General features: G+C 69.9%; 18 protein-coding genes. 10 read left to right on the plus strand and 8 right to left on the minus strand.

The window, feature by feature from the left end; genetic code table 11:
• Positions 1-65: 65 nt before the first annotated feature.
• The gene (locus AB0M87_RS29570; RefSeq protein WP_365858339.1) at positions 66-1502 is read right to left on the minus strand and encodes a glutamate decarboxylase; all 1437 of its coding nucleotides are present in this window, start codon (positions 1500-1502) and stop codon (positions 66-68) included.
• An 84-nt stretch (positions 1503-1586) separates the two neighbouring features.
• On the minus strand, positions 1587-1952 hold the full coding sequence (locus tag AB0M87_RS29575; RefSeq protein WP_365858341.1) for a YbjQ family protein: 366 nt from the start codon (positions 1950-1952) through the stop codon (positions 1587-1589).
• A 169-nt stretch (positions 1953-2121) separates the two neighbouring features.
• Here AB0M87_RS29575 and AB0M87_RS29580 point away from each other — a divergent pair, with 169 nt between their 5' ends.
• On the plus strand, positions 2122-2817 hold the full coding sequence (locus AB0M87_RS29580) for a VTT domain-containing protein (protein ID WP_365858343.1): 696 nt from the start codon (positions 2122-2124) through the stop codon (positions 2815-2817).
• A 68-nt stretch (positions 2818-2885) separates the two neighbouring features.
• Here the strand turns inward: AB0M87_RS29580 and AB0M87_RS29585 are convergent, their stop codons facing one another.
• Positions 2886-4550, minus strand: coding sequence for a threonine/serine exporter family protein (locus tag AB0M87_RS29585; protein ID WP_365858463.1), 1665 nt, complete (start codon positions 4548-4550; stop codon positions 2886-2888).
• Positions 4551-4736: 186 nt separating this feature from the next.
• Entirely contained in the window at positions 4737-5231 is a 495-nt protein-coding gene (locus AB0M87_RS29590; RefSeq protein WP_365858465.1) for an inorganic diphosphatase, read from the minus strand.
• A 144-nt stretch (positions 5232-5375) separates the two neighbouring features.
• On the opposite strand from AB0M87_RS29590, the gene dacB reads away from it, so the two are divergent.
• From dacB to folE, 6 genes are all read left to right on the plus strand, one after another.
• Positions 5376-6776 (plus strand): D-alanyl-D-alanine carboxypeptidase/D-alanyl-D-alanine-endopeptidase, encoded by a 1401-nt coding sequence (dacB, locus tag AB0M87_RS29595; RefSeq protein WP_365858467.1) that lies wholly within the window; start codon positions 5376-5378, stop codon positions 6774-6776.
• A gap of 50 nt (positions 6777-6826) precedes the next feature.
• A complete protein-coding gene (locus AB0M87_RS29600) occupies positions 6827-7963 on the plus strand; it encodes a zinc-dependent metalloprotease (RefSeq protein WP_365858345.1) in 1137 nt (378 codons plus the stop codon).
• A gap of 171 nt (positions 7964-8134) precedes the next feature.
• Positions 8135-9214 carry a tRNA lysidine(34) synthetase TilS gene (tilS, locus tag AB0M87_RS29605; RefSeq protein ID WP_365858347.1) on the plus strand — a complete coding sequence of 360 codons (1080 nt, stop codon included), beginning with the start codon at positions 8135-8137 and terminating at the stop codon, positions 9212-9214.
• An 82-nt stretch (positions 9215-9296) separates the two neighbouring features.
• Positions 9297-9836, plus strand: a complete 540-nt coding sequence (gene hpt, locus AB0M87_RS29610) for a hypoxanthine phosphoribosyltransferase (RefSeq protein WP_365858469.1) — start codon at positions 9297-9299, stop codon at positions 9834-9836.
• 258 nt (positions 9837-10094) lie between these two features.
• Positions 10095-12131 carry an ATP-dependent zinc metalloprotease FtsH gene (gene ftsH / locus AB0M87_RS29615; protein WP_365858349.1) on the plus strand — a complete coding sequence of 679 codons (2037 nt, stop codon included), beginning with the start codon at positions 10095-10097 and terminating at the stop codon, positions 12129-12131.
• Between the two features lie 171 nt (positions 12132-12302).
• Positions 12303-12908 (plus strand): GTP cyclohydrolase I FolE, encoded by a 606-nt coding sequence (gene folE, locus AB0M87_RS29620; RefSeq protein ID WP_365858351.1) that lies wholly within the window; start codon positions 12303-12305, stop codon positions 12906-12908.
• A gap of 50 nt (positions 12909-12958) precedes the next feature.
• On the opposite strand, the gene AB0M87_RS29625 is transcribed toward folE, so the two are convergent.
• The gene (locus tag AB0M87_RS29625; protein ID WP_365858353.1) at positions 12959-13813 is read right to left on the minus strand and encodes a DUF3152 domain-containing protein; all 855 of its coding nucleotides are present in this window, start codon (positions 13811-13813) and stop codon (positions 12959-12961) included.
• A 156-nt stretch (positions 13814-13969) separates the two neighbouring features.
• Between AB0M87_RS29625 and AB0M87_RS29630 the strand changes: the two genes are divergently transcribed.
• From AB0M87_RS29630 to AB0M87_RS29640, 3 genes are read left to right on the plus strand one after another with little or no spacing between them, the layout of a single operon-like run.
• Positions 13970-14659 (plus strand): response regulator transcription factor, encoded by a 690-nt coding sequence (locus AB0M87_RS29630; protein ID WP_365858355.1) that lies wholly within the window; start codon positions 13970-13972, stop codon positions 14657-14659.
• The gene (locus AB0M87_RS29635) at positions 14656-16170 is read left to right on the plus strand and encodes a HAMP domain-containing sensor histidine kinase (RefSeq protein ID WP_365858357.1); all 1515 of its coding nucleotides are present in this window, start codon (positions 14656-14658) and stop codon (positions 16168-16170) included. Before AB0M87_RS29630 ends, AB0M87_RS29635 begins: the two co-directional genes overlap by 4 nt.
• Entirely contained in the window at positions 16167-16778 is a 612-nt protein-coding gene (locus tag AB0M87_RS29640) for a hypothetical protein (RefSeq protein WP_365858359.1), read from the plus strand. The genes AB0M87_RS29635 and AB0M87_RS29640 overlap by 4 nt, the downstream gene beginning before the upstream one ends.
• Here the strand turns inward: AB0M87_RS29640 and AB0M87_RS29645 are convergent, their stop codons facing one another.
• The 3 genes from AB0M87_RS29645 to folB are packed head-to-tail and all read right to left on the minus strand — an operon-like array spanning position 16779 to position 18280.
• Positions 16779-17264 carry a DUF3180 domain-containing protein gene (locus AB0M87_RS29645; protein ID WP_365858361.1) on the minus strand — a complete coding sequence of 162 codons (486 nt, stop codon included), beginning with the start codon at positions 17262-17264 and terminating at the stop codon, positions 16779-16781.
• A 48-nt stretch (positions 17265-17312) separates the two neighbouring features.
• Positions 17313-17924: a 2-amino-4-hydroxy-6-hydroxymethyldihydropteridine diphosphokinase gene (gene folK / locus AB0M87_RS29650; protein WP_365858363.1), complete on the minus strand. Its 612-nt coding sequence runs from the start codon at positions 17922-17924 to the stop codon at positions 17313-17315.
• Positions 17921-18280, minus strand: coding sequence for a dihydroneopterin aldolase (gene folB, locus AB0M87_RS29655; RefSeq protein ID WP_365858365.1), 360 nt, complete (start codon positions 18278-18280; stop codon positions 17921-17923). Before folB ends, folK begins: the two co-directional genes overlap by 4 nt.
• Positions 18281-18367: the final 87 nt, after the last annotated feature.

Below are 18367 nucleotides of genomic sequence, written 5' to 3' on the forward strand. Positions count from 1 at the left end.
GTAGGTGCCGACCGGCTCGCCGCCGCTTTTTGTCCACAGCCTGTGGACAAAAAGCGGCGGCGCACTCAGTGGTGGAACGCCGTCGCCTTCGAAGCGCTCCCCTTCAGCGGTCCCGACTGGCTCCGCAACTCCGGCAGCAACGAGTCCAGGGCGTCCAGCAACAGCTCACCGAGGTCCGCCGAGAACCCGTTCCGGCACACCACCCGCAGCACCGACAGATCCTCCCGGTTCTTCGGGAAGGTGTACGCGGGCACCAGCCACCCGCGCTCCCGCAGCCGTCGTGACACGTCGAAGACGTCGAAGGCCGATACGTCGGGTGCCGTGGTGAAGGCGAACACCGGGAGCTCGTTGCCCCGGGTCAGCAGCCGGAAGTCGTCGAGCGCGCCGATGCGTTCGGCGAGTCCTCCGGCCACATCGCGGGTCGCCTGCTGAACCGCCCGGTAACCGTCCCGGCCGAGCCGCAGGAAGGTGTAGTACTGCGCTACCACCTGCGCCCCGGGGCGGGAGAAGTTGAGGGCGAAGGTGGGCATGTCCCCACCCAGGTAGTTGACCCGGAAGACCAACTCCTCGGGCAGTTCGGCGGGGGAGCGCCACAGGGCCCAGCCGACGCCCGGGTAGACCAGTCCGTACTTGTGGCCCGATGTGTTGATGGACGACACCCGGGGCAGCCGGAAGTCCCAGACCAGGTCCTCGTCCAGGAACGGGGCGATCATCCCGCCCGACGCCGCGTCGACATGGACCGGAATGTCCAGACCGGTTCGTTCCTGCAGGGCGTCCAGCGCCGCGCAGAGCTCGGCGACCGGCTCGTAGGAACCGTCGAAGGTGGAGCCGAGCACGGCCACCACTCCGATGGTGTTCTCGTCGCAGAGATCGGCCGCGGCCTGCGGATCCAGATGGAAACGGTCGCCCTCCATCGGGACCTGGCGCGCCTCGACCTCCCAGAAGTTGCAGAACTTGTCCCAGCAGACCTGGACGTTGACGCCCATGACGAGATTCGGCCGGGCCGCGCCCGGATAGCGGGAGCCGGCCTCCCGTTTCGCGGCCCGCTGCGACCAGCGGCGCTTGAGCGCCATCCCGGCGAGCATGCAGGCCTCGCTGGACCCGGTCGTCGAACAGCCGACGGCGGCCGCGGGATCGGGCGCGTGCCACAGGGCGGCGAGCATCGACACACAGCGCCGCTCGAGTTCCGCGGTGCGCGGGTACTCGTCCTTGTCGATCATGTTCTTGTCCCGGCACTCCGCCAGCAGCACGTCCGCCTGCGGTTCCATCCAGGTGGTGACGAAGGTGGCCAGATTGAGCCGGGAGTTCCCGTCGAGCATCAGCTCGTCATGCACCAGCTGATACGCGGTCGACGGCGCCAGGGGACCGTCCGGGATCCGGTGCGTGGGCGGCGCCGTGTCCATCCCGGCGACCGGGTTGGCCTCGCCGAAGAAGGGGTTGACCGCGACCTTGCGCTGTTCCCCGGACTGCTTGGCCTCGTGTGCGCCTCGGTGCAGTGCCATCGTTCGGGCTGTCCTTCCTCGTGTTCCTCGCGGCGCAGTGCGGACTCACTGTGACCCTTCACATCAGGCACGGGCAGCCGCGCCTCACAGCCGGTTGACCACCACGGCAGTGCCGTACGCGCACACCTCGGTGCCGATGTCGGCAGCCTCGGTCACGTCGAACCGCATCGCGAGCACCGCATTCGCGCCGCGCGCACGCGCCTGGTCGATCAGCCGCTCCATCGCCTGGTTACGGGTCTGCACCAGGGTCTTCGTCAGGCCCTTGAGCTCGCCGCCGACCATCGACTTCAGCCCGGCCCCGATCTGGCTGCCCAGATGTCGTGATCTCACGGTGAGGCCGAAGATCTCACCGATCACCTGCTGGACCGCGTAGCCCGGGACGTCGTTCGTCGTGACCACCAGGACGTCGGACTGTGTGGTCTGCCCGCCGCCGTAATCCTCGATGCTCATCCGGCATCCACCTCCTGTGATCACCCTTCCCCGGGAACCCGGATGCCGCACCTTCGCGGGGGCACCGGAACCCGCACTGGAACCAGGGGGCATTCCGCGGCGTTGATAGTTTTGGCCAGCCATTGCCGCATGGCACCCATGCCGACTGACCCCAGGAGCCCCGGAACCCGTGACTACCCTTGCGCTCGGACCGAGCTGGCTGGACCCGGACCACCTCATCAGTACGTTCGGTGTCGCCGGTCTGCTGGTGGTCATCTTCGCCGAGTCCGGCCTGCTGATCGGCTTCTTCCTGCCCGGCGACTCCCTGCTCTTCACCGCGGGCCTGCTGGTCACCGCGGGAAAACTGGGCACGCCACTGTGGCTGGTCTGCCTCTTGGTGGCGGTCGCCGCGGTAGCCGGGGACCAGGTCGGCTACCTCTTCGGCCGTAAGGTCGGCCCCTCGCTCTTCAAGCGCCCCGACTCCCGGCTCTTCAAGCAGGAGAACGTGGAGAAGGCGCACGAGTTCTTCGAGAAGTACGGCGGGAAGTCGCTGGTGCTGGCCCGCTTCGTACCGATCGTGCGGACCTTCACGCCGATCATCGCGGGCGTCAGCCGGATGAGCTACCGCTCGTTCGTGGTCTACAACGTGATCGGCGGCACCCTCTGGGGCGTGGGCGTCACGCTGCTCGGGGCGGCGCTCGGCAAGGTCGCTTTCGTCAACGCGCACATCGAGCTGATGCTGGTCGCCATCGTGCTGGTCTCGGTGGTCCCGATCGCGATCGAGTACCTGCGGGCGCGGTCCAGGAACAAGAAGGCGGGCCCCGGGGCGGCCGTGCAGGACGCGGGGGCCCTGCCGGGCGGGCGCAGGCGCCACGCCAAGCGCTGAGCGGGCGCCCGGCCGAGGCCCGGGAAGGGCACTGGTGCCGCTCCCGGCAAGCTTTGCCGTTCACGGCACTAGAAGCCGCGCGTGCGCTTCGCCGCACGCCGCTGGCCGCCCAACGCCTCCGGGGCCCGCATGAACAGCCGGGAGATCTCACCACCGAGGTTCACCCCCACCGCGATCGCCAGCGCCAGTGCCGCCGCCTTGGTGAGTGAGGCGAACCCCTTGTCCAGGTCGTTGTGCGCGATGTACAGCATCCCGAAGTACGTCGCGGAACCCGGCAGCAGCGGTCCGATCGCCGCCGTGACATAGGGCAGCGCCGACGCGTACCGGTAACGCGAGAACAGCTGCCCGAACAGGCCCACCAGGCCCGCGGCGATGGCCGTGGACGGTACCGGGGAGAAGTTACCGGCGTAGTGCAGCGCTCCGTAGATCACCCACGCCACGCCGCCGTTCATGGTCACCATGAGCACCGTGGAACGGTCCTGCTGGAGCAGGATCGCGAAGGCGAAGGTGAGCACCATCGAGGCGATGATCTGCACGACCGGCCGGTCGACGGTGGGCAGCGCCGCCTCGGCGTCCAGGGTGTCCGCGCCCAGCTGGAGCCCCAGATAGATCACGATCAGCACGCCCATGACGATGGAGATGAAGAAGTAGATCACCTCCAGCAGACGCGCGGAGGCCGTGATGTAGTAGCCGGTCAGCCCGTCCTGCACGCCCGCGACCAGCGCCCGCCCGGGCAGCAGCGCGAACAGCCCACCGGTGATCACCGCGGAGGCCCGCAGGTCGGGCACGTCGGCCAGGGTCAGCGCGACCCCCACCGCGGCCGGCGGCATCGCGGCCACCGCGAACTGGTAGAACTCCGGCAGCCCGCGCCCGGCGAGCAGCCAGGCGAGCCGGTCGCCCAGCATGGCGCCCACCATGGCCGCCGCGAAGACCAGCGCACCACCACCGACCAGCACCGATGCCGCGCCCGCCAGCAGACCGTTGGCGACCGTGAGCGCCCAGCCCGGGTAGGGGTGGCGGTTACGCCGGATCCCGGCGAGGCCGCGGTACGCCTCCTCCAGTGACACCTCGACGTCCTCGGACGTGATGTCGTCGATCAGGTGGTAGACCGCGGCCAGCCGGGTGTAGTCGGTGCCCCGGCGGCGCACGGTCCGGCTCGCCGTGACCGGGTCGTCGACCAGGGACGGCTGGTGCGAGATCGACAGCAGGGTGAAGGTGACGGTCGGTTCGCAGCGCTCCAGCCCGTACGCCTGGGTGACGCCGAACATCGCCGCCTCCACGTCCTCGGCGCCCTCACCGCCGGCCAGCAGCAGTTCGCCGATACGCAGCGTCAGGTCGAGCACACGGGGAATGGCGGGTCCCGATTCGTCGTCCCGCCGCTGCACCGCCTCCAGAGCCGGCCGCTCGTGGACCGGGATCCGCAGCATGGTGCGCATCCGGTCCTGCCAGGGCGCCTCCTTGGACAGCCTGACCATCGGGATGCCGTGGGCCGGGGTGAAGACGGGCGGCGAGTTCTGCGCGCTGTAGGTGTGCGGCGTGGTGAACGCGGAACCCTCGGGTTCGGCGGGCGCCTCGGGGGAGAAGCCTTCCGGGATGGCGAATTCGGAGGTGGTGGAGCCGTCCTCGGGGGTGGCCTGCGGGGTGGCGCCCGTGCCACTCGGCGGCACGAAGGCGCTCCGTACCTCGTCCGACTGCGGCTTGCGGTCCTCAGGACCGTCCGACTCACCGACCACTCGCTCCGCTCCGACCTCTTCCGTGGGTGTGCCTGCCGCCCTGACCGGCCTGCCGTTTCGCCGCCTGCCCAGTATGAGCACGGAAAACGCCCGCGCTCCTGCGGACGCACTGCGGGCGGTGCATCCGTGAGGGATGCACCGCCCGCAGCAGGCAGCTCGTGGCGCGTCAGCGCCGCGACGACGGGATCAGTGACCGCCGCCCTGTGCCTGCAGACGCTTGTACGACGCCTCGACCTCGGCCTCGGCGTCGCTGCGGCCGACCCAGTCGGCGCCTTCGACGGACTTGCCGGGCTCCAGGTCCTTGTAGACCTCGAAGAAGTGCTGGATCTCCAGACGGTCGAACTCCGACACGTGGTGGATGTCACGCAGGTGCTCCACCCGGGGGTCGGAGGCCGGCACGCACAGCAGCTTGTCGTCGCCGCCCGCCTCGTCGGTCATCCGGAACATGCCGATGGCGCGGCACTTGATGACGCAGCCGGGGAAGGTGGGCTCGTCCAGCAGGACCAGGGCGTCCAGCGGGTCGCCGTCCTCGCCGAGGGTGTTCTCGACGAATCCGTAGTCCGCGGGGTAACTGGTGGACGTGAAGAGCCGACGGTCCAGGCGGATCCGGCCGGTCTCGTGGTCCACCTCGTACTTGTTCCGCGAACCCTTCGGAATCTCGATGGTGACGTCGAACTCCACGGGTGGCTCCTCCATGATCAACACTGACTTCGAGTGGTGCTGCGTCCTGCCGAGACCGCCGGGTGCCGTGCTCGCGGGAAACGCAGTGGTTAAGTGTCCCCCAAGACGACGTGTGATCGCGAAAGGGGCTGCTCCCAGGTGCGGATGCCGAAGGTGACGACATGGCAGCTCTCGGCGGGCTCCGCCTTGATCGGCCTGGTGCTTGCGGCCGGGCTGATCGTGGCATCCGGGCCCTGGGACTCAGGTCAGCGTACGGCCGAGCGGGACTGGGCGGCCGCCCGGGCCGGTACAGGTGGCACAGATCACGGGCAGCCGCCGCGGGCCACCGGACCGGCGCCCGCGCCCAGTGCCCCGGCGGTACTCGCGGCGCTGGGCAGCGACGCGACGCCCACCGGGAAGGGGCTCGCCAGGGCGCTCGGCCCGCTGATGGACGATCCGGCGCTCGGCACCGACCACACCGGGGTGGTGATCGACGCCGCCACGGGGAAGCGGCTCTACGCGGTGAAAGCGGAACGGCCCATGACGCCTGCCTCCACGGTCAAGCTGGCCACCATGGTCGCCGGACTCTCCGCACTCGGCCCCGACCACCGGATCGCCACCACCGTCCTGGCGAGCCCGGACGGCAAGCAGCTCACCCTGCGGGGCGGCGGGGACCCGACGCTCGACCGGGCCCGGCTGGACGCCCTCGCGGACGACACCGTCCGGGTGCTGCACGACCGGGGCGTCACGTCGGTGCGCATCGGATACGACACCTCGCTCTACTCGGGCCCGGTGCAGCATCCCATCGGCCCCAACGACAACATCGCCCCGGTCACCGCGCTGATGATGAACGAGGGACGGCTGGACAGGTCCGCCCACGGGCCCGCCCCGCGCAGCGGCGATCCGGCGGGTGACGTCGCCCGGGCCTTCGCCCTGCTGCTCGCCCACCGGTCCGTCAGCACGGCGCACGCCCCGGCGCCCGGCAGGCCGCCGGCGCACGCGAAACCGGTGGCCAGGACGTACTCGGCGCCCCTTTCGGGCCTGGTCGAACGGGCCCTCACCAACAGCGACAACGACATCGCGGAGGCCATCGCCCGGCAGACCGCGCTGGCCACCGGCCGACCCGCGAGCTTCGACGGCGCGGGCCGGGCGGTCAAGGCGCAGCTCAGCAAGCTCGGCCTGCCGCTGGACGCCGCCCGCTTCGCCGACGGCAGTGGTCTCGACCGGCAGGACAAGGTGTCGGCGTCGCTGCTGGGCATGCTGCTGCTCCGGGCCGGCGACCCGCACCACCGGGAGCTGCGCCCCGTCCTCACCGGCCTGCCCGTCGCGGGTTTCAGCGGCACGCTGGAGCAGCGCTACACCGGCGGCTCCGGCGCCACCGGCCTGCTGCGCGCCAAGACCGGCACGCTGACCGGGGTGAACACGCTGGCGGGCACCGTGGTGGACGCGCGGGGCAGGCTGCTCGTCCTCGCCTTCATGGCATCGGGCACGACGTCTCCCGGCGCCGCCGAGTCGGCGCTGGACCGGCTCGGTACCGCGGTGGCCTCCTGCGGCTGTTCGGGATGACCGCTCCCGACACCTCACCGTCCACGGATCGCAGCACGTACGGTTGACACATGACGCGCATCGGTGGTGCCGAGATGGTCGACTGGAACCTCGCCATGGCGACCGCGACCCGCTTCGCGAAGCAGGGTCCGGACGTCAGCAGGGAAGAAGCCCGGGCGGTGGTCGCCGAGCTGCGCCGGCACGCCAAGTCCGCCGAGGAACACGTCCGTACGTTCACGCGGATGATCCCGCAGGACGCCGAGCTCGCGGACACCCCGGTCCTCGTGGTGGACCGGCCCGGCTGGGTGAAGGCCAATGTGGCGGGCTTCCGCGAGATCCTCAAGCCGCTGCTGGAGAAGATGGAGGAACGGCGCGGGAACACGCCGGGCGGCGCCGTGTTCGGCGCGGTCGGCGGCAAGGTGACCGGTGTGGAGCTGGGCATGCTGCTGTCGTTCCTGTCCTCCCGGGTGCTCGGGCAGTACGAGACCTTCGCCCCGCCCGGCCGCGATCTGCCGGTCGCGGCGGCCGGCGGCGGGCGGTTGCTGCTGGTCGCGCCGAACATCGTGCACGTCGAGCGGGAACTCGACGTCGAGCCGCACGACTTCCGGCTCTGGGTCTGTCTGCACGAGGAGACGCACCGCACCCAGTTCACCGCCGTGCCCTGGCTGCGCGACCACCTCGAGGGCGAAATCCAGTCTTTCCTGAGCGAGACCGAGATCGACCCGATGACCGTCCTGGAGCGGCTGCGCGAGGCGGCCCAGTCCCTCGCGGGAGGCCGCCCGGAGGGCGAGGAGGACGAGAGCGGCGGCTCGCTGGTCGAGCTCGTCCAGACCCCCGCCCAGCGGGAGATCCTGGGGCGGCTGACCGCAGTGATGTCCCTGCTCGAAGGGCACGCCGACTACGTGATGGACGGCGTCGGCCCCCTGGTCGTGCCCTCGGTGAACGAGATCCGGGAGAAGTTCCAGCAGCGCAGGGCCCGTGGGGCCGGCCGCCTCGACCAGGCCCTGCGCAAGCTGCTGGGGCTCGACGCCAAGCTCCGGCAGTACCGGGACGGCGAGCGGTTCGTGCGGACGGTCGTCGACGAGGTCGGCATGGACGGCTTCAACCGCGTCTGGACCTCCCCGAACACGCTTCCGACCAAGGCCGAGATCGCCGCCCCCACGGACTGGATCGCCCGGGTGCACCGCAAGGGGGATGCGCCATCTTGATCAGGCCTGCGGCAGATCTGCGCCGCGCCATTCACCCATCCGAGGGACCGTAGGCCTGGGGTTGGCGTGCAATGCTCGGGTAACGGCCCGGTTCTGTCACCATCTATGCACTCTGTGTGACTCGACCATCTCTCCCGATGCACCCCCCAACTCCACCGAAGGGCAGCGGACATGGGTCCCCATCCTGCGGTCGCGGCGATACGCCTCGCGGTTCGCCGCGTACTCCACGACGTACTGAAAGAACACTCCGCACTCCTCGCGGGCGGCGCACATCCCCCGCACCCCACCGGCGGCACCGGCCCCGGCGGTACCCCGTACGAGCAGCGACAGCCACTGGTGCTGGTCGCGTGCTCCGGTGGCGCCGACTCCATGGCTCTCGCCTCCGCTCTGGCCTTCGAGGCCCGCAAACTCGGCGTACGCGCCGGCGGTGTCACCGTCGACCACGGCCTCCAGGACGGCTCGGAATTCCGTGCCGCCGAGGTCGTCACCCGGCTGGCCGGCCTCGGCCTCGAACCGGTCGAGTCCATCGCGGTGACCGTCGGCCGGACCGGCGGGCCGGAAGCAGCCGCCAGAGACGCCCGGTATGCGGCGCTGGACGCCGTGGCCGAGCGCCGCGGCGCCGCGGCGGTCCTGCTCGGCCACACCCGCGACGACCAAGCGGAGACTGTCCTGCTCGGTCTCGCCCGCGGCTCCGGTATCCGTTCGCTGTCCGGTATGGCGGCCGTCTCGGGGGCGGCCGGGCGGTACCGGCGCCCCTTCCTCCAGCTCGACCGGCAGACGGCACGCAAGGCGTGTCTGATTCAGCACATTCCGGTCTGGGACGACCCGCACAACACCGACCCCACGTACACCCGCTCCCGGCTGCGCCACGAGGGACTGCCCGCGTTGGAGAAGTCGCTCGGCAAGGGCGTCGTGGAGGCCCTGGCGCGCACCGCGCGGCTCTCCCGCGACGACGCCGACGCCCTGGACGCCTGGGCCGCGCAGGCCGAGGGCAGCGTCAGGGACGAGGCGGGCCGGCTCGAGTGCGCCAAGCTGCAGGCCCTGCCGCCCGCCGTCCGCCGCCGGGTGCTGCGGCGCTCGGCCATCGCGGCGGGCGCCCCCGCCGGCTCGCTCTTCGCCCGCCACATCGAGGAGATCGACCGGCTGATCACCGGCTGGCGCGGGCAGGGGGCCATCAACCTCCCCGGCCGCGTCGAGGCCCAACGGCAGGGTGGCAGACTGGTTCTCCGGCAAGGCAGTCCGACGAGCTGAGCCGGAGACCGCCCGCCAAGCGCCGGTCGGTCCGAAGCTGATGCACAAGCAACTGAAAGTGGCCCGGGTGAACGAGAACGACATGGGCACCGACCTCGCGTCGGTGCTCATCACCAAGGAAGAGATCGACACCAAGCTGGCGGAACTGGCCGCGAAGATCGACGCGGAGTACGCGGGCAAGGACGTCCTGCTGGTGGGCGTGCTCAAGGGCGCCGTGATGGTGATGGCGGACCTGGCCCGGGCACTGTCCTCGTCGGTCACGATGGACTGGATGGCGGTGTCCTCGTACGGCGCCGGCACGCAGTCCTCGGGCGTCGTCCGGATCCTCAAGGACCTCGACACCGACATCAAGGGCAAGCACGTCCTGATCGTCGAGGACATCATCGACTCGGGCCTCACCCTTTCCTGGCTGTTGTCGAACCTCGGTTCCCGCGAGCCCGCGTCACTCGAGGTCTGCACCCTGCTGCGCAAGCCGGACGCGGCGAAGGTCGCGCTCGACGTGAAGTGGGCCGGCTTCGACATCCCGAACGAGTTCGTCGTCGGCTACGGCCTCGACTACGCCGAGAAGTACCGCAATCTCCCCTTCGTCGGCACTCTGGCACCGCACGTGTACGGCGGCTGAGAGCCTGTCGGGTGACCGGAGGTCGCCCGACGGGCTCCGGGGCCGCCGGGCTCCGCCGGACGGCCCCAGGGGTTCAGCCCACAGCCGAACGGGAACTGTCACCTGATTCCCGCCGTTGGAGCAGGGGAAGGCAGGATCGTCAGCGGTCCTGTGCGGTCGCTGGCGACAATGCTGGGGTACCGTCCGAAGAACAGTCTTTACTCACAGCAGCATTTACCTACGGGCAGGAGGGACGGGGCGTAGTTCCGCCCCGTATGGATGGACGTGAAGCGATACTTCCGTGGGCCGGTCATGTGGATCGTGCTGGCCGTCCTCGCCGTGGTCGTGTTGATGCAGGTCGTCGGCTCGTCGGGCGGCTACAAGTCAGTGGACACCTCGAAGGTCGTCCAGGCGATCGACAAGAACCAGGTCGAGCAGGCCAAGGTCACGACTGGTGACGAAAACGTCATCAAGATCGAGCTGAAGGACGGCCAGAAGCTCTCCGGCGAGTCCGGCAACAAGTTCCAGTCGAACTACATCGGCGATGCGCAGGGCACCGCCCTCGCGGCCAAGCTGCAGAGCAAGGTCGACAGCGGCGACATCGCGAAGGGCTACACGGTCTCGCCGTCGAAGCAGAACCCGTTCGTCGGGATTCTGCTGTCGCTGCTGCCCTTCGTGCTCATCGTCGTGGTGTTCCTCTTCCTGATGAACCAGATGCAGGGCGGTGGCTCCCGTGTCATGCAGTTCGGGAAGTCCAAGGCCAAACTGATCACCAAGGACACCCCCAAGACGACCTTCGCCGATGTGGCGGGGTCCGACGAGGCGGTCGAGGAACTCCACGAGATCAAGGAGTTCCTGCAGGAGCCGGCGAAGTTCCAGGCCGTCGGCGCCAAGATCCCCAAGGGTGTCCTGCTGTACGGCCCGCCGGGTACCGGCAAGACGCTGCTCGCTCGCGCCGTCGCGGGCGAGGCGGGCGTTCCGTTCTACTCGATCTCCGGTTCCGACTTCGTCGAGATGTTCGTCGGTGTCGGTGCCTCCCGAGTGCGTGACCTCTTCGAGCAGGCCAAGGCGAACGCCCCGGCGATCGTCTTCGTCGATGAGATCGACGCTGTCGGCCGGCACCGCGGTGCGGGCCTCGGCGGTGGCCACGACGAGCGCGAGCAGACGCTGAACCAGCTGCTCGTCGAGATGGACGGCTTCGACGTGAAGGGTGGCGTCATCCTGATCGCCGCCACGAACCGACCGGACATCCTCGACCCGGCGCTGCTGCGTCCCGGCCGTTTCGACCGGCAGATCGCGGTCGACCGTCCGGACATGCAGGGTCGTCTGGAGATCCTCAAGGTCCACCAGAAAGGCAAGCCGGTCGCTCAGGACGTCGACCTGAGCGCGGTGGCCCGTCGTACGCCCGGCTTCACCGGTGCCGACCTGGCGAACGTGCTGAACGAGGCGGCGCTGCTCACCGCGCGTGGCAATCAGAAGCTCGTCGACAACGCAGCGCTGGACGAAGCGATCGACCGGGTCGTGGCAGGGCCGCAGAAGCGGACCCGGATCATGTCCGACAAGGAGAAGAAGATCACCGCGTACCACGAGGGCGGACACGCCCTGGTCGCGGCGGCGTCTCCCAACTCGGACCCGGTCCACAAGATCACGATCCTGTCCCGAGGCCGGGCCCTGGGTTACACCATGGTGCTCCCCGACGAGGACAAGTACTCGACCACGCGCAACGAAATGCTCGACCAGCTGGCCTACATGCTGGGCGGGCGCGCGGCCGAGGAACTGGTCTTCCACGACCCGACCACCGGCGCGGCGAACGACATCGAGAAGGCCACGACCACCGCTCGCGCGATGGTCACGCAGTACGGCATGACCGAGCGTCTCGGCGCGATCAAGTTCGGCGGCGACAACTCCGAGCCCTTCCTGGGCCGCGAGATGGGCCATCAGCGCGACTACTCGGAAGAGGTCGCCGCGCTGGTCGACGACGAGGTCAAGAAGCTCATCGAGACCGCGCACAACGAGGCCTGGGAGATCCTCGTCGAGAACCGCGACGTTCTCGACAACCTGGTCCTCCAGCTCCTCGAGAAGGAGACGCTGAGCAAGGAGCAGATCGCCGAGATCTTCTCCGGCATCGTGAAGCGTCCGGCCCGCCCCGCGTGGACCGGCTCCACCCGGCGTACGCCGTCCACCAGGCCGCCGGTCCTCTCGCCGCGTGAGCTCGCGCTCACCAACGGCGCGGTCGGCGCGGTCGCATCGGGGAACGGCGCGACCCCGGACAGCAACGCCATCGAGGCGGTCCCCGAGGACCGGCCGGAGAGCTGACCGAGCGCTGCTCGTGAGCGATCCGTCCCGGTAGCCCCGGAATGTAAGCCGCGTCCCCCAGGTTCTAGCCTGGGGGACGCGGCATTTCTCACGTGCGGCATGCTTCCGCGGCCCCGGTTTTCCGGCAGCCCCGGCTTTCTGCGGCACTGTCATTCATGGAGCGAGGCACTGATGACCGACCCGATCACGCTGGACGGCGAGTACGAGGTCCGCGAGTTCGACGAGAAGCGGGCCGAGAACGCGGTGCGCGAGCTCCTCATCGCGGTCGGCGAGGACCCGGACCGTGAAGGACTGCTGGAGACACCGTCCCGGGTGGCGCGCGCCTACAAGGAGATCTTCGCCGGACTGCGGCAGCGCCCCGAGGACGTCCTGACCACGACATTCGATCTCGGACACGACGAGATGGTCCTGGTGAAGGACATCGAGGTGCAGTCGCACTGTGAGCACCACCTCGTCCCGTTCACCGGTGTCGCGCACGTCGGCTACATCCCGTCCGCGGACGGGAAGATCACCGGGTTGTCCAAGCTGGCCCGGCTGGTCGACGTGTATGCGCGCCGCCCCCAGGTCCAGGAGCGGCTGACCACGCAGGTCGCCGAATCACTCATGCAGATACTGGAACCGCGCGGCGTGATCGTCGTCATCGAGTGCGAGCACATGTGCATGACCATGCGCGGGGTGCGCAAGCCCGGCGCGAAGACGATCACCTCGGCGGTTCGCGGACAGCTCCGGGACCCGGCCACACGGGCCGAGGCGATGAGCCTGATCATGGCGCACTGACCTCGGTGTGTTCCCTGGGGGTTGGCGGCGGAGGCCCCTTCGCGCGCCGGTCAGGGCACCTGTGGACCACCGAGGTAGGTGCCGTGGGAGTCATAGGGCCAGGCGTTCGCCACGCATCCGTGCAGTCCGTATATCTGCTGCATCATCGCCGGTGCGGGCTTGCCCGGACCCGGGCAGGCCTCGTGGCCGTGCCCGATGCGGTGGCCCACCTCATGGTTGATGATCAGGGCGCGGTACTCCCGGACCGGCCCGGTGAACTCCGGTGAGCCGGTGTCCCAGCGCTTCAGGTTGACGAGCACCTGGTCGCCGACGTCGCAGTTGACCTCGCCGTGGGTGTCCAGGTCGGCGGCCCCGCAGATCTTGTCCACGGTCGCCGGGCTGGCGATCTTCACCTCGAAGTCGTACGGACCGTCGGCCACCAACTGGAAGGCGTCATGACCGTCCGCGGTCCAGCCGCGTGGGTCGGCGAGGATGTATTCGATCTCGCGTGCCGCTTCGCCGGCGGAGACGTCCGCGCCCTCCTCGACCTGCACCTTGTAGCGTCTGACCATTCCTTTGCCGACGGATTTCCCGGCTGCCGCGGCGGTCACGAAGCGCCCGTTTCCGGGCTCCGACCAGTCCCTGGCTTTGCCTTTGCTCTTGCTTTTGCCGCCGGCGGACGCCGAGGGGGCCGGAGACGACGGTGCGGACCGCGGAGAAGCGGACGGCGTCGGGGACGCCACCTCTCGCGAGGAGGCCGTACCCGGACCGGCCGCGCCGCTGTCGTTCCCGCCCCCTCGCGCCGCGACGAACGCGGTGCTGGCCAGGCCGATGAGGGCTACGGCACCGACCAGGTACCTCCGGCGTCTTCGGGTGGTGCGTGCTACCCGACGTGAGCGGGACCGCGAGCTGCTTCTTCGTGCCATGGCATCCCAGGCTGAGCTGCGCACATGATGGCTTCTGGCCCGGAAGATCACGAAACCGCAACGAGCGGACGGGGGCCGTGTGATCCTTCTGTAACAGCTCCCCGTGGGCCGCTCCTGCCAGGCCGTCCCCGATCCGGCAATAGGCATACTTATCGCATGTCCCGCGTCCTGCTCGTCGAAGACGACCCTGCCGTGCGCAAGGGCGTCCAGCTTGCCCTGCGGCATCAGGGGCACGACGTCTTCGCCGCCGGCACCGGCGAGGAGGGGCTGGAAAACCTGAGCGCCTTCCGTCCGGACGTCGTGGTGCTCGACCTCATGCTGCCGGGCATCCCGGGACTGGATGTCTGCCGGCGAATACGCGAACGCGACCAGGTGCCGATCATCATCGTGACCGCCCGGGGCGATGATGTGGATGTGGTCGTCGGGCTGGAAGCCGGCGCCGACGACTATGTCGTCAAGCCGGTGCAGGCCCGGGTGCTCGACGCCCGCATACGGGCCCTGCTGCGCAGGCTCGACGCCCCGGCCTCCGATGCGTTGCGGCCCAGAGCGGAAACCCATGGCTCGCTGACCATCGACCGGGCAGGGCTGGTGGTGTCCTTGCACGGCATGCCGGTCGCTCTCGCCCCCTCGGAACTGCGGCTGCTGCTGACGCTGTCCGCCGCGCCCGGGCAGGTGCTGAGCCGTCAGCAACTGCTGGAGGCGGTCTGGGAACACAGCTACCACGGCGACATCCGGCTGGTGGACGCCTGCGTCAAACGGCTGCGCGGCAAGCTCGGCGAACTGGGCGGTGACCCGGGTTACGTCCAGACGGTGCGAGGCTTCGGCTACTGCTTCCGTTCCTCGTGAGGGCGGTCCTGGCGAAAGCCCGGCCCGTCCTGAGCGGACTGCGGTTGCGGCTCGTGGTGGCCTTCGCGCTGGTGGCCGTGGTCAGCGCCCTGAGCACCGGAGCTCTTGCCTTCCGGGAGGCCCGCACCGGTGTGCTGACGCAGAGTCAGGACACCGTCATCAGACAGTTCCGCGACACCGTGGGCGGCCTGGCCCCGGGACTGCCTTCGGTGCCGACCGAGCAGGACCTGAAGGTTCTGGTGAACGAGGTGGCACGGGCCGATCCCGCCCGGCAGTGGCGGGTCATGGCCACCTACGGCGGGCTGCGGGTGTTTTCCGGCTCGCAGGACCGCTTCGGCGCGCTGACCGCCGAACTCAGCCGGTCGGTGCGCACGCAGCCGGCCGCCGTCTTCCAGCGCGTGACGCGCGGAGGTCATCCCTTTCTCATGGTGGGCCTGCCGGTCGTCTACCACGTGAGCGAAGGCACACCGCCGACCCTTTCCGGGCTCACTGTGTACCTGGCGGTCCCGCAGGAGACGGAACTGGCGTATGTGCGGGCGATGATCGCGGCCATCGAGCACGCCGCCTGGTCGGCGCTGGGCCTGGCCGTCGTGCTGGCGCTGCTCGCCGCCAGGGGAGTGCTGCGGCCGGTCCGCGCGCTGCGCCGGGCGACCCGCCGGATGGCTGAGGGGCACCTCGACGTCCGGCTCGCCGTCAACGGCTCCGACGAACTGGCCGATCTCTCCCGCTCCTTCAACGATACGGCCGCCGCGCTGGAGCGGTCAGTGACCCAACTGCGGGTCCTGGAGGCGCAGGCGCGGCGTTTTGTCGCGGATGTGTCCCACGAGCTGCGCACGCCGCTGGCCGCGATGACCGCGGTCACCGGTGTGCTGGACGACGAAATGGTGCACCTGGAGGGCGAGACGGCGGACGCCGTGGGGCTCATCAGCGAAGAGACCATGCGGCTCAGCCGGCTGGTGGAGGATCTGATGGAGATCTCCCGCTTCGACGCCGGCGCCGCACAACTGCAGCTGGACGAGATCGACATGGCCGATTCGATACGGCACACTCTCGCTGCCCGTGGCTGGCTCGACCGGGTGGACCTGCGGTTGCCGGGCCAGGGCGGCCCACGCAACGCGGTGGACCCGCGCCGACTGGACATCGTGGTGGCCAATCTCGTCGGTAACGCCCTTCGGCACGGTACTCCGCCGGTGTCGCTGCAGCTCAGCACGGAGGCCGGAGCCGGAGCGGACGAAGAGGGGTGGGCCGTTATCGAGGTGGCCGACAGCGGGCCGGGCATACCGCGGGCGGCGCTGCCGCACATCTTCGACCGTTTCTACAAGGCGGACACCACCCGGGCCCGCAGTGAGAGCAGCGGCCTGGGCCTGGCGATCACCGCGGAGAACGTCTCCCTGCACGGCGGCCGGATCCACGCACGCAACCAGCCCGGGGGCGGCGGCTCGGTCTTCTCCGTGGCACTGCCGCTGCGCCGGCGATCCCAGGCTCCCGACGCGGACGGGGACCCGTCATGAGGCGGCTCCGGCCGGCGCGCGCCGGACTGTGCGGGGCCCTGCTGTGGCTGGCGGGCTGCGGGGTTCCACCGTCCGGGGTGATCCAGTCCGGTGCGCCCGCGACGGGGATGCCGCCCGAACTGGTCGTCTACCTCCTGAACGCGGACAGCCGGGGCGCGAACGGCCCGAGCGCGAGCGATCTGGTGGCGGCGCCCCGGCAGAGCACTCGTCCCACGGATGTGGCCACCGCCGTCCGCCTGCTGTTCGCCGGGCCCACAGCGGCAGAGGCGGGAAGGCTCACCACCCGGCTGCCGGGCACGGCGCCGACTGTGTCCGCGCCGGACGCGAACGGCACCGTCGTCGTCCGGTTCCGGACCGCCGTCGACCGGCTCGACGAGCTCGCCATGGAGCAGCTGGTGTGCACCATTTCCCGGGCGGCCCACACCGAACAGCAGGAACGGGCCCAGCGGCAGGAACGGGCCCAGCGGGCGCCAGGGGTGAGTGAGCCGGTGCGGCTACACCTGTCCGTACGCGTGGTCAGCCCCGGGTGGAAGGCGATCCGGCAGGATGACGGCTGCCCGTCCGGCGTTGCCCGGCCGGTCGCCACCACGGGCTCCGGGGCTGCGTAGTCACGCTGCCACGCTGTGTCCGTCGTTCTTGTCCTCGTCGTCGGGGAGCTTGCAGACGCGTTCCAGGAAGAAGGCCGCGGCGACCACGGCGATCCCCGCAAGCACCGAGAACCCCGCGTAGATCGCCTGGTCGCGGCGGGCCGGGTCGTCCAGGGAACCGAGCAGGTAGACCCCGGTGCCGCCGTACATCCCACAGACCAGCGAAGCGACCAGCGCGCTGGCCTGGCCGAAGACCACCGCGCGGGCGGCCATCAGCGGGTCCACACCCCTCGCACCGGGACGCCGCTCGCGCTGGGCGCGCAGCCGGGCGCGCAGCGCGAGCGCGGTGGCGAGCAGGACCACTGAGATCACCGCCAGCACGATGGGGGCGGCCAGCGGCACGCTGGGCAGGCTGCCGACCGAGCCCCAGAGCCGGGCACCGGCCCAGGACAGCACCCCGGCGACGACGAACAGGCCGGCCAGCACACCCAGCCGTAGTTGTTTCACGAAACTCTGCTCTTCCCCTAGACCGACCGTCGCCTCTCAGGCTAACGACTAGTCCGGCAGGCAGAGTTCCAGATCGGCGCGTGGCAGCACGCCCTCCTTGCCGACGGCGGTGAGCAGTTCGGCGACCCGGCCGCGGCCGGGCAGTTCGGCCTGCGGGTCCACGTCGTGCCACGGCACCAGTACGAAGGCCCGCTGGTGGGCGCGCGGGTGCGGCAGGGTGAGCAGCGGATCGTCGGAGATCACATCGGCGTACGCCAGGATGTCGACGTCGATGGTCCGCGGACCCCAGTGCTCCTCGCGGACCCGGTCGAAAGCCTCTTCGATGGCCTGACCGCGCTCCAGCAGGGAGGACGGCGGCAGAGTGGTCTTCACCAGGATCACGGCGTTGAAGTACGAAGGCTGCGAGCCGGGATCCACGCCCCAGGGTTCCGTCTCGTAGACCGGGGACACCGCCTTCACCCGCAGTCCGGGGGTGTCCTCCAGGGCGTCGATCGCCCCCTGCAGGGTCTCCAGGCGATTGCCCAGGTTGGCGCCCAGGGAGATCACGGCGTGTTTCGGGTTGGACAGCGTCACATCCGCCGCGTCCACCTGCGCGACGACGGAGGCGGGCACCGGCTGCACGGTCGGGTCGCTCTGCGCCCCACTGGAAAACACGGTCATACTCGGCTCCGGGTGATGGTGATGGTCACGTCGTCGAAGGGCACGGTGATCGGGGCGTCCGGCTTGTGCACGACCACCTCGACCTCCTCGACTCCTTGGTGCTTGAGGCACTGCTGAGCGATCCGTTCGGCGAGCGTCTCGATCAGGTCGACCGGCTCGCCCTTGACGACGTCGACGACCTCCTCCGCGACCACGCCGTAGTGCACGGTCTTCGTCAGGTCGTCGTCCGCCGCCGCCGGGCGGGTGTCCAGGCCGAGCACCAGATCCACGATGAAGGTCTGGCCTTCCTCGCGTTCCCGGGGGAAGACGCCATGGTGCCCACGGGCCTTGAGGCCGCGCAGCGCGACACGGTCCACGCGAATCACTCCTGCTGTTCGTCGGAAGGGCAGCCCGGCGCCGAGTGCGGTCGGTACGGCTCCCTCATTCGAATCTACCTGCGGGTG

Origin of the sequence: Streptomyces sp. NPDC051320 (assembly GCF_040682175.1) — a bacterium.
Lineage (GTDB): Bacteria > Actinomycetota > Actinomycetes > Streptomycetales > Streptomycetaceae > Streptomyces.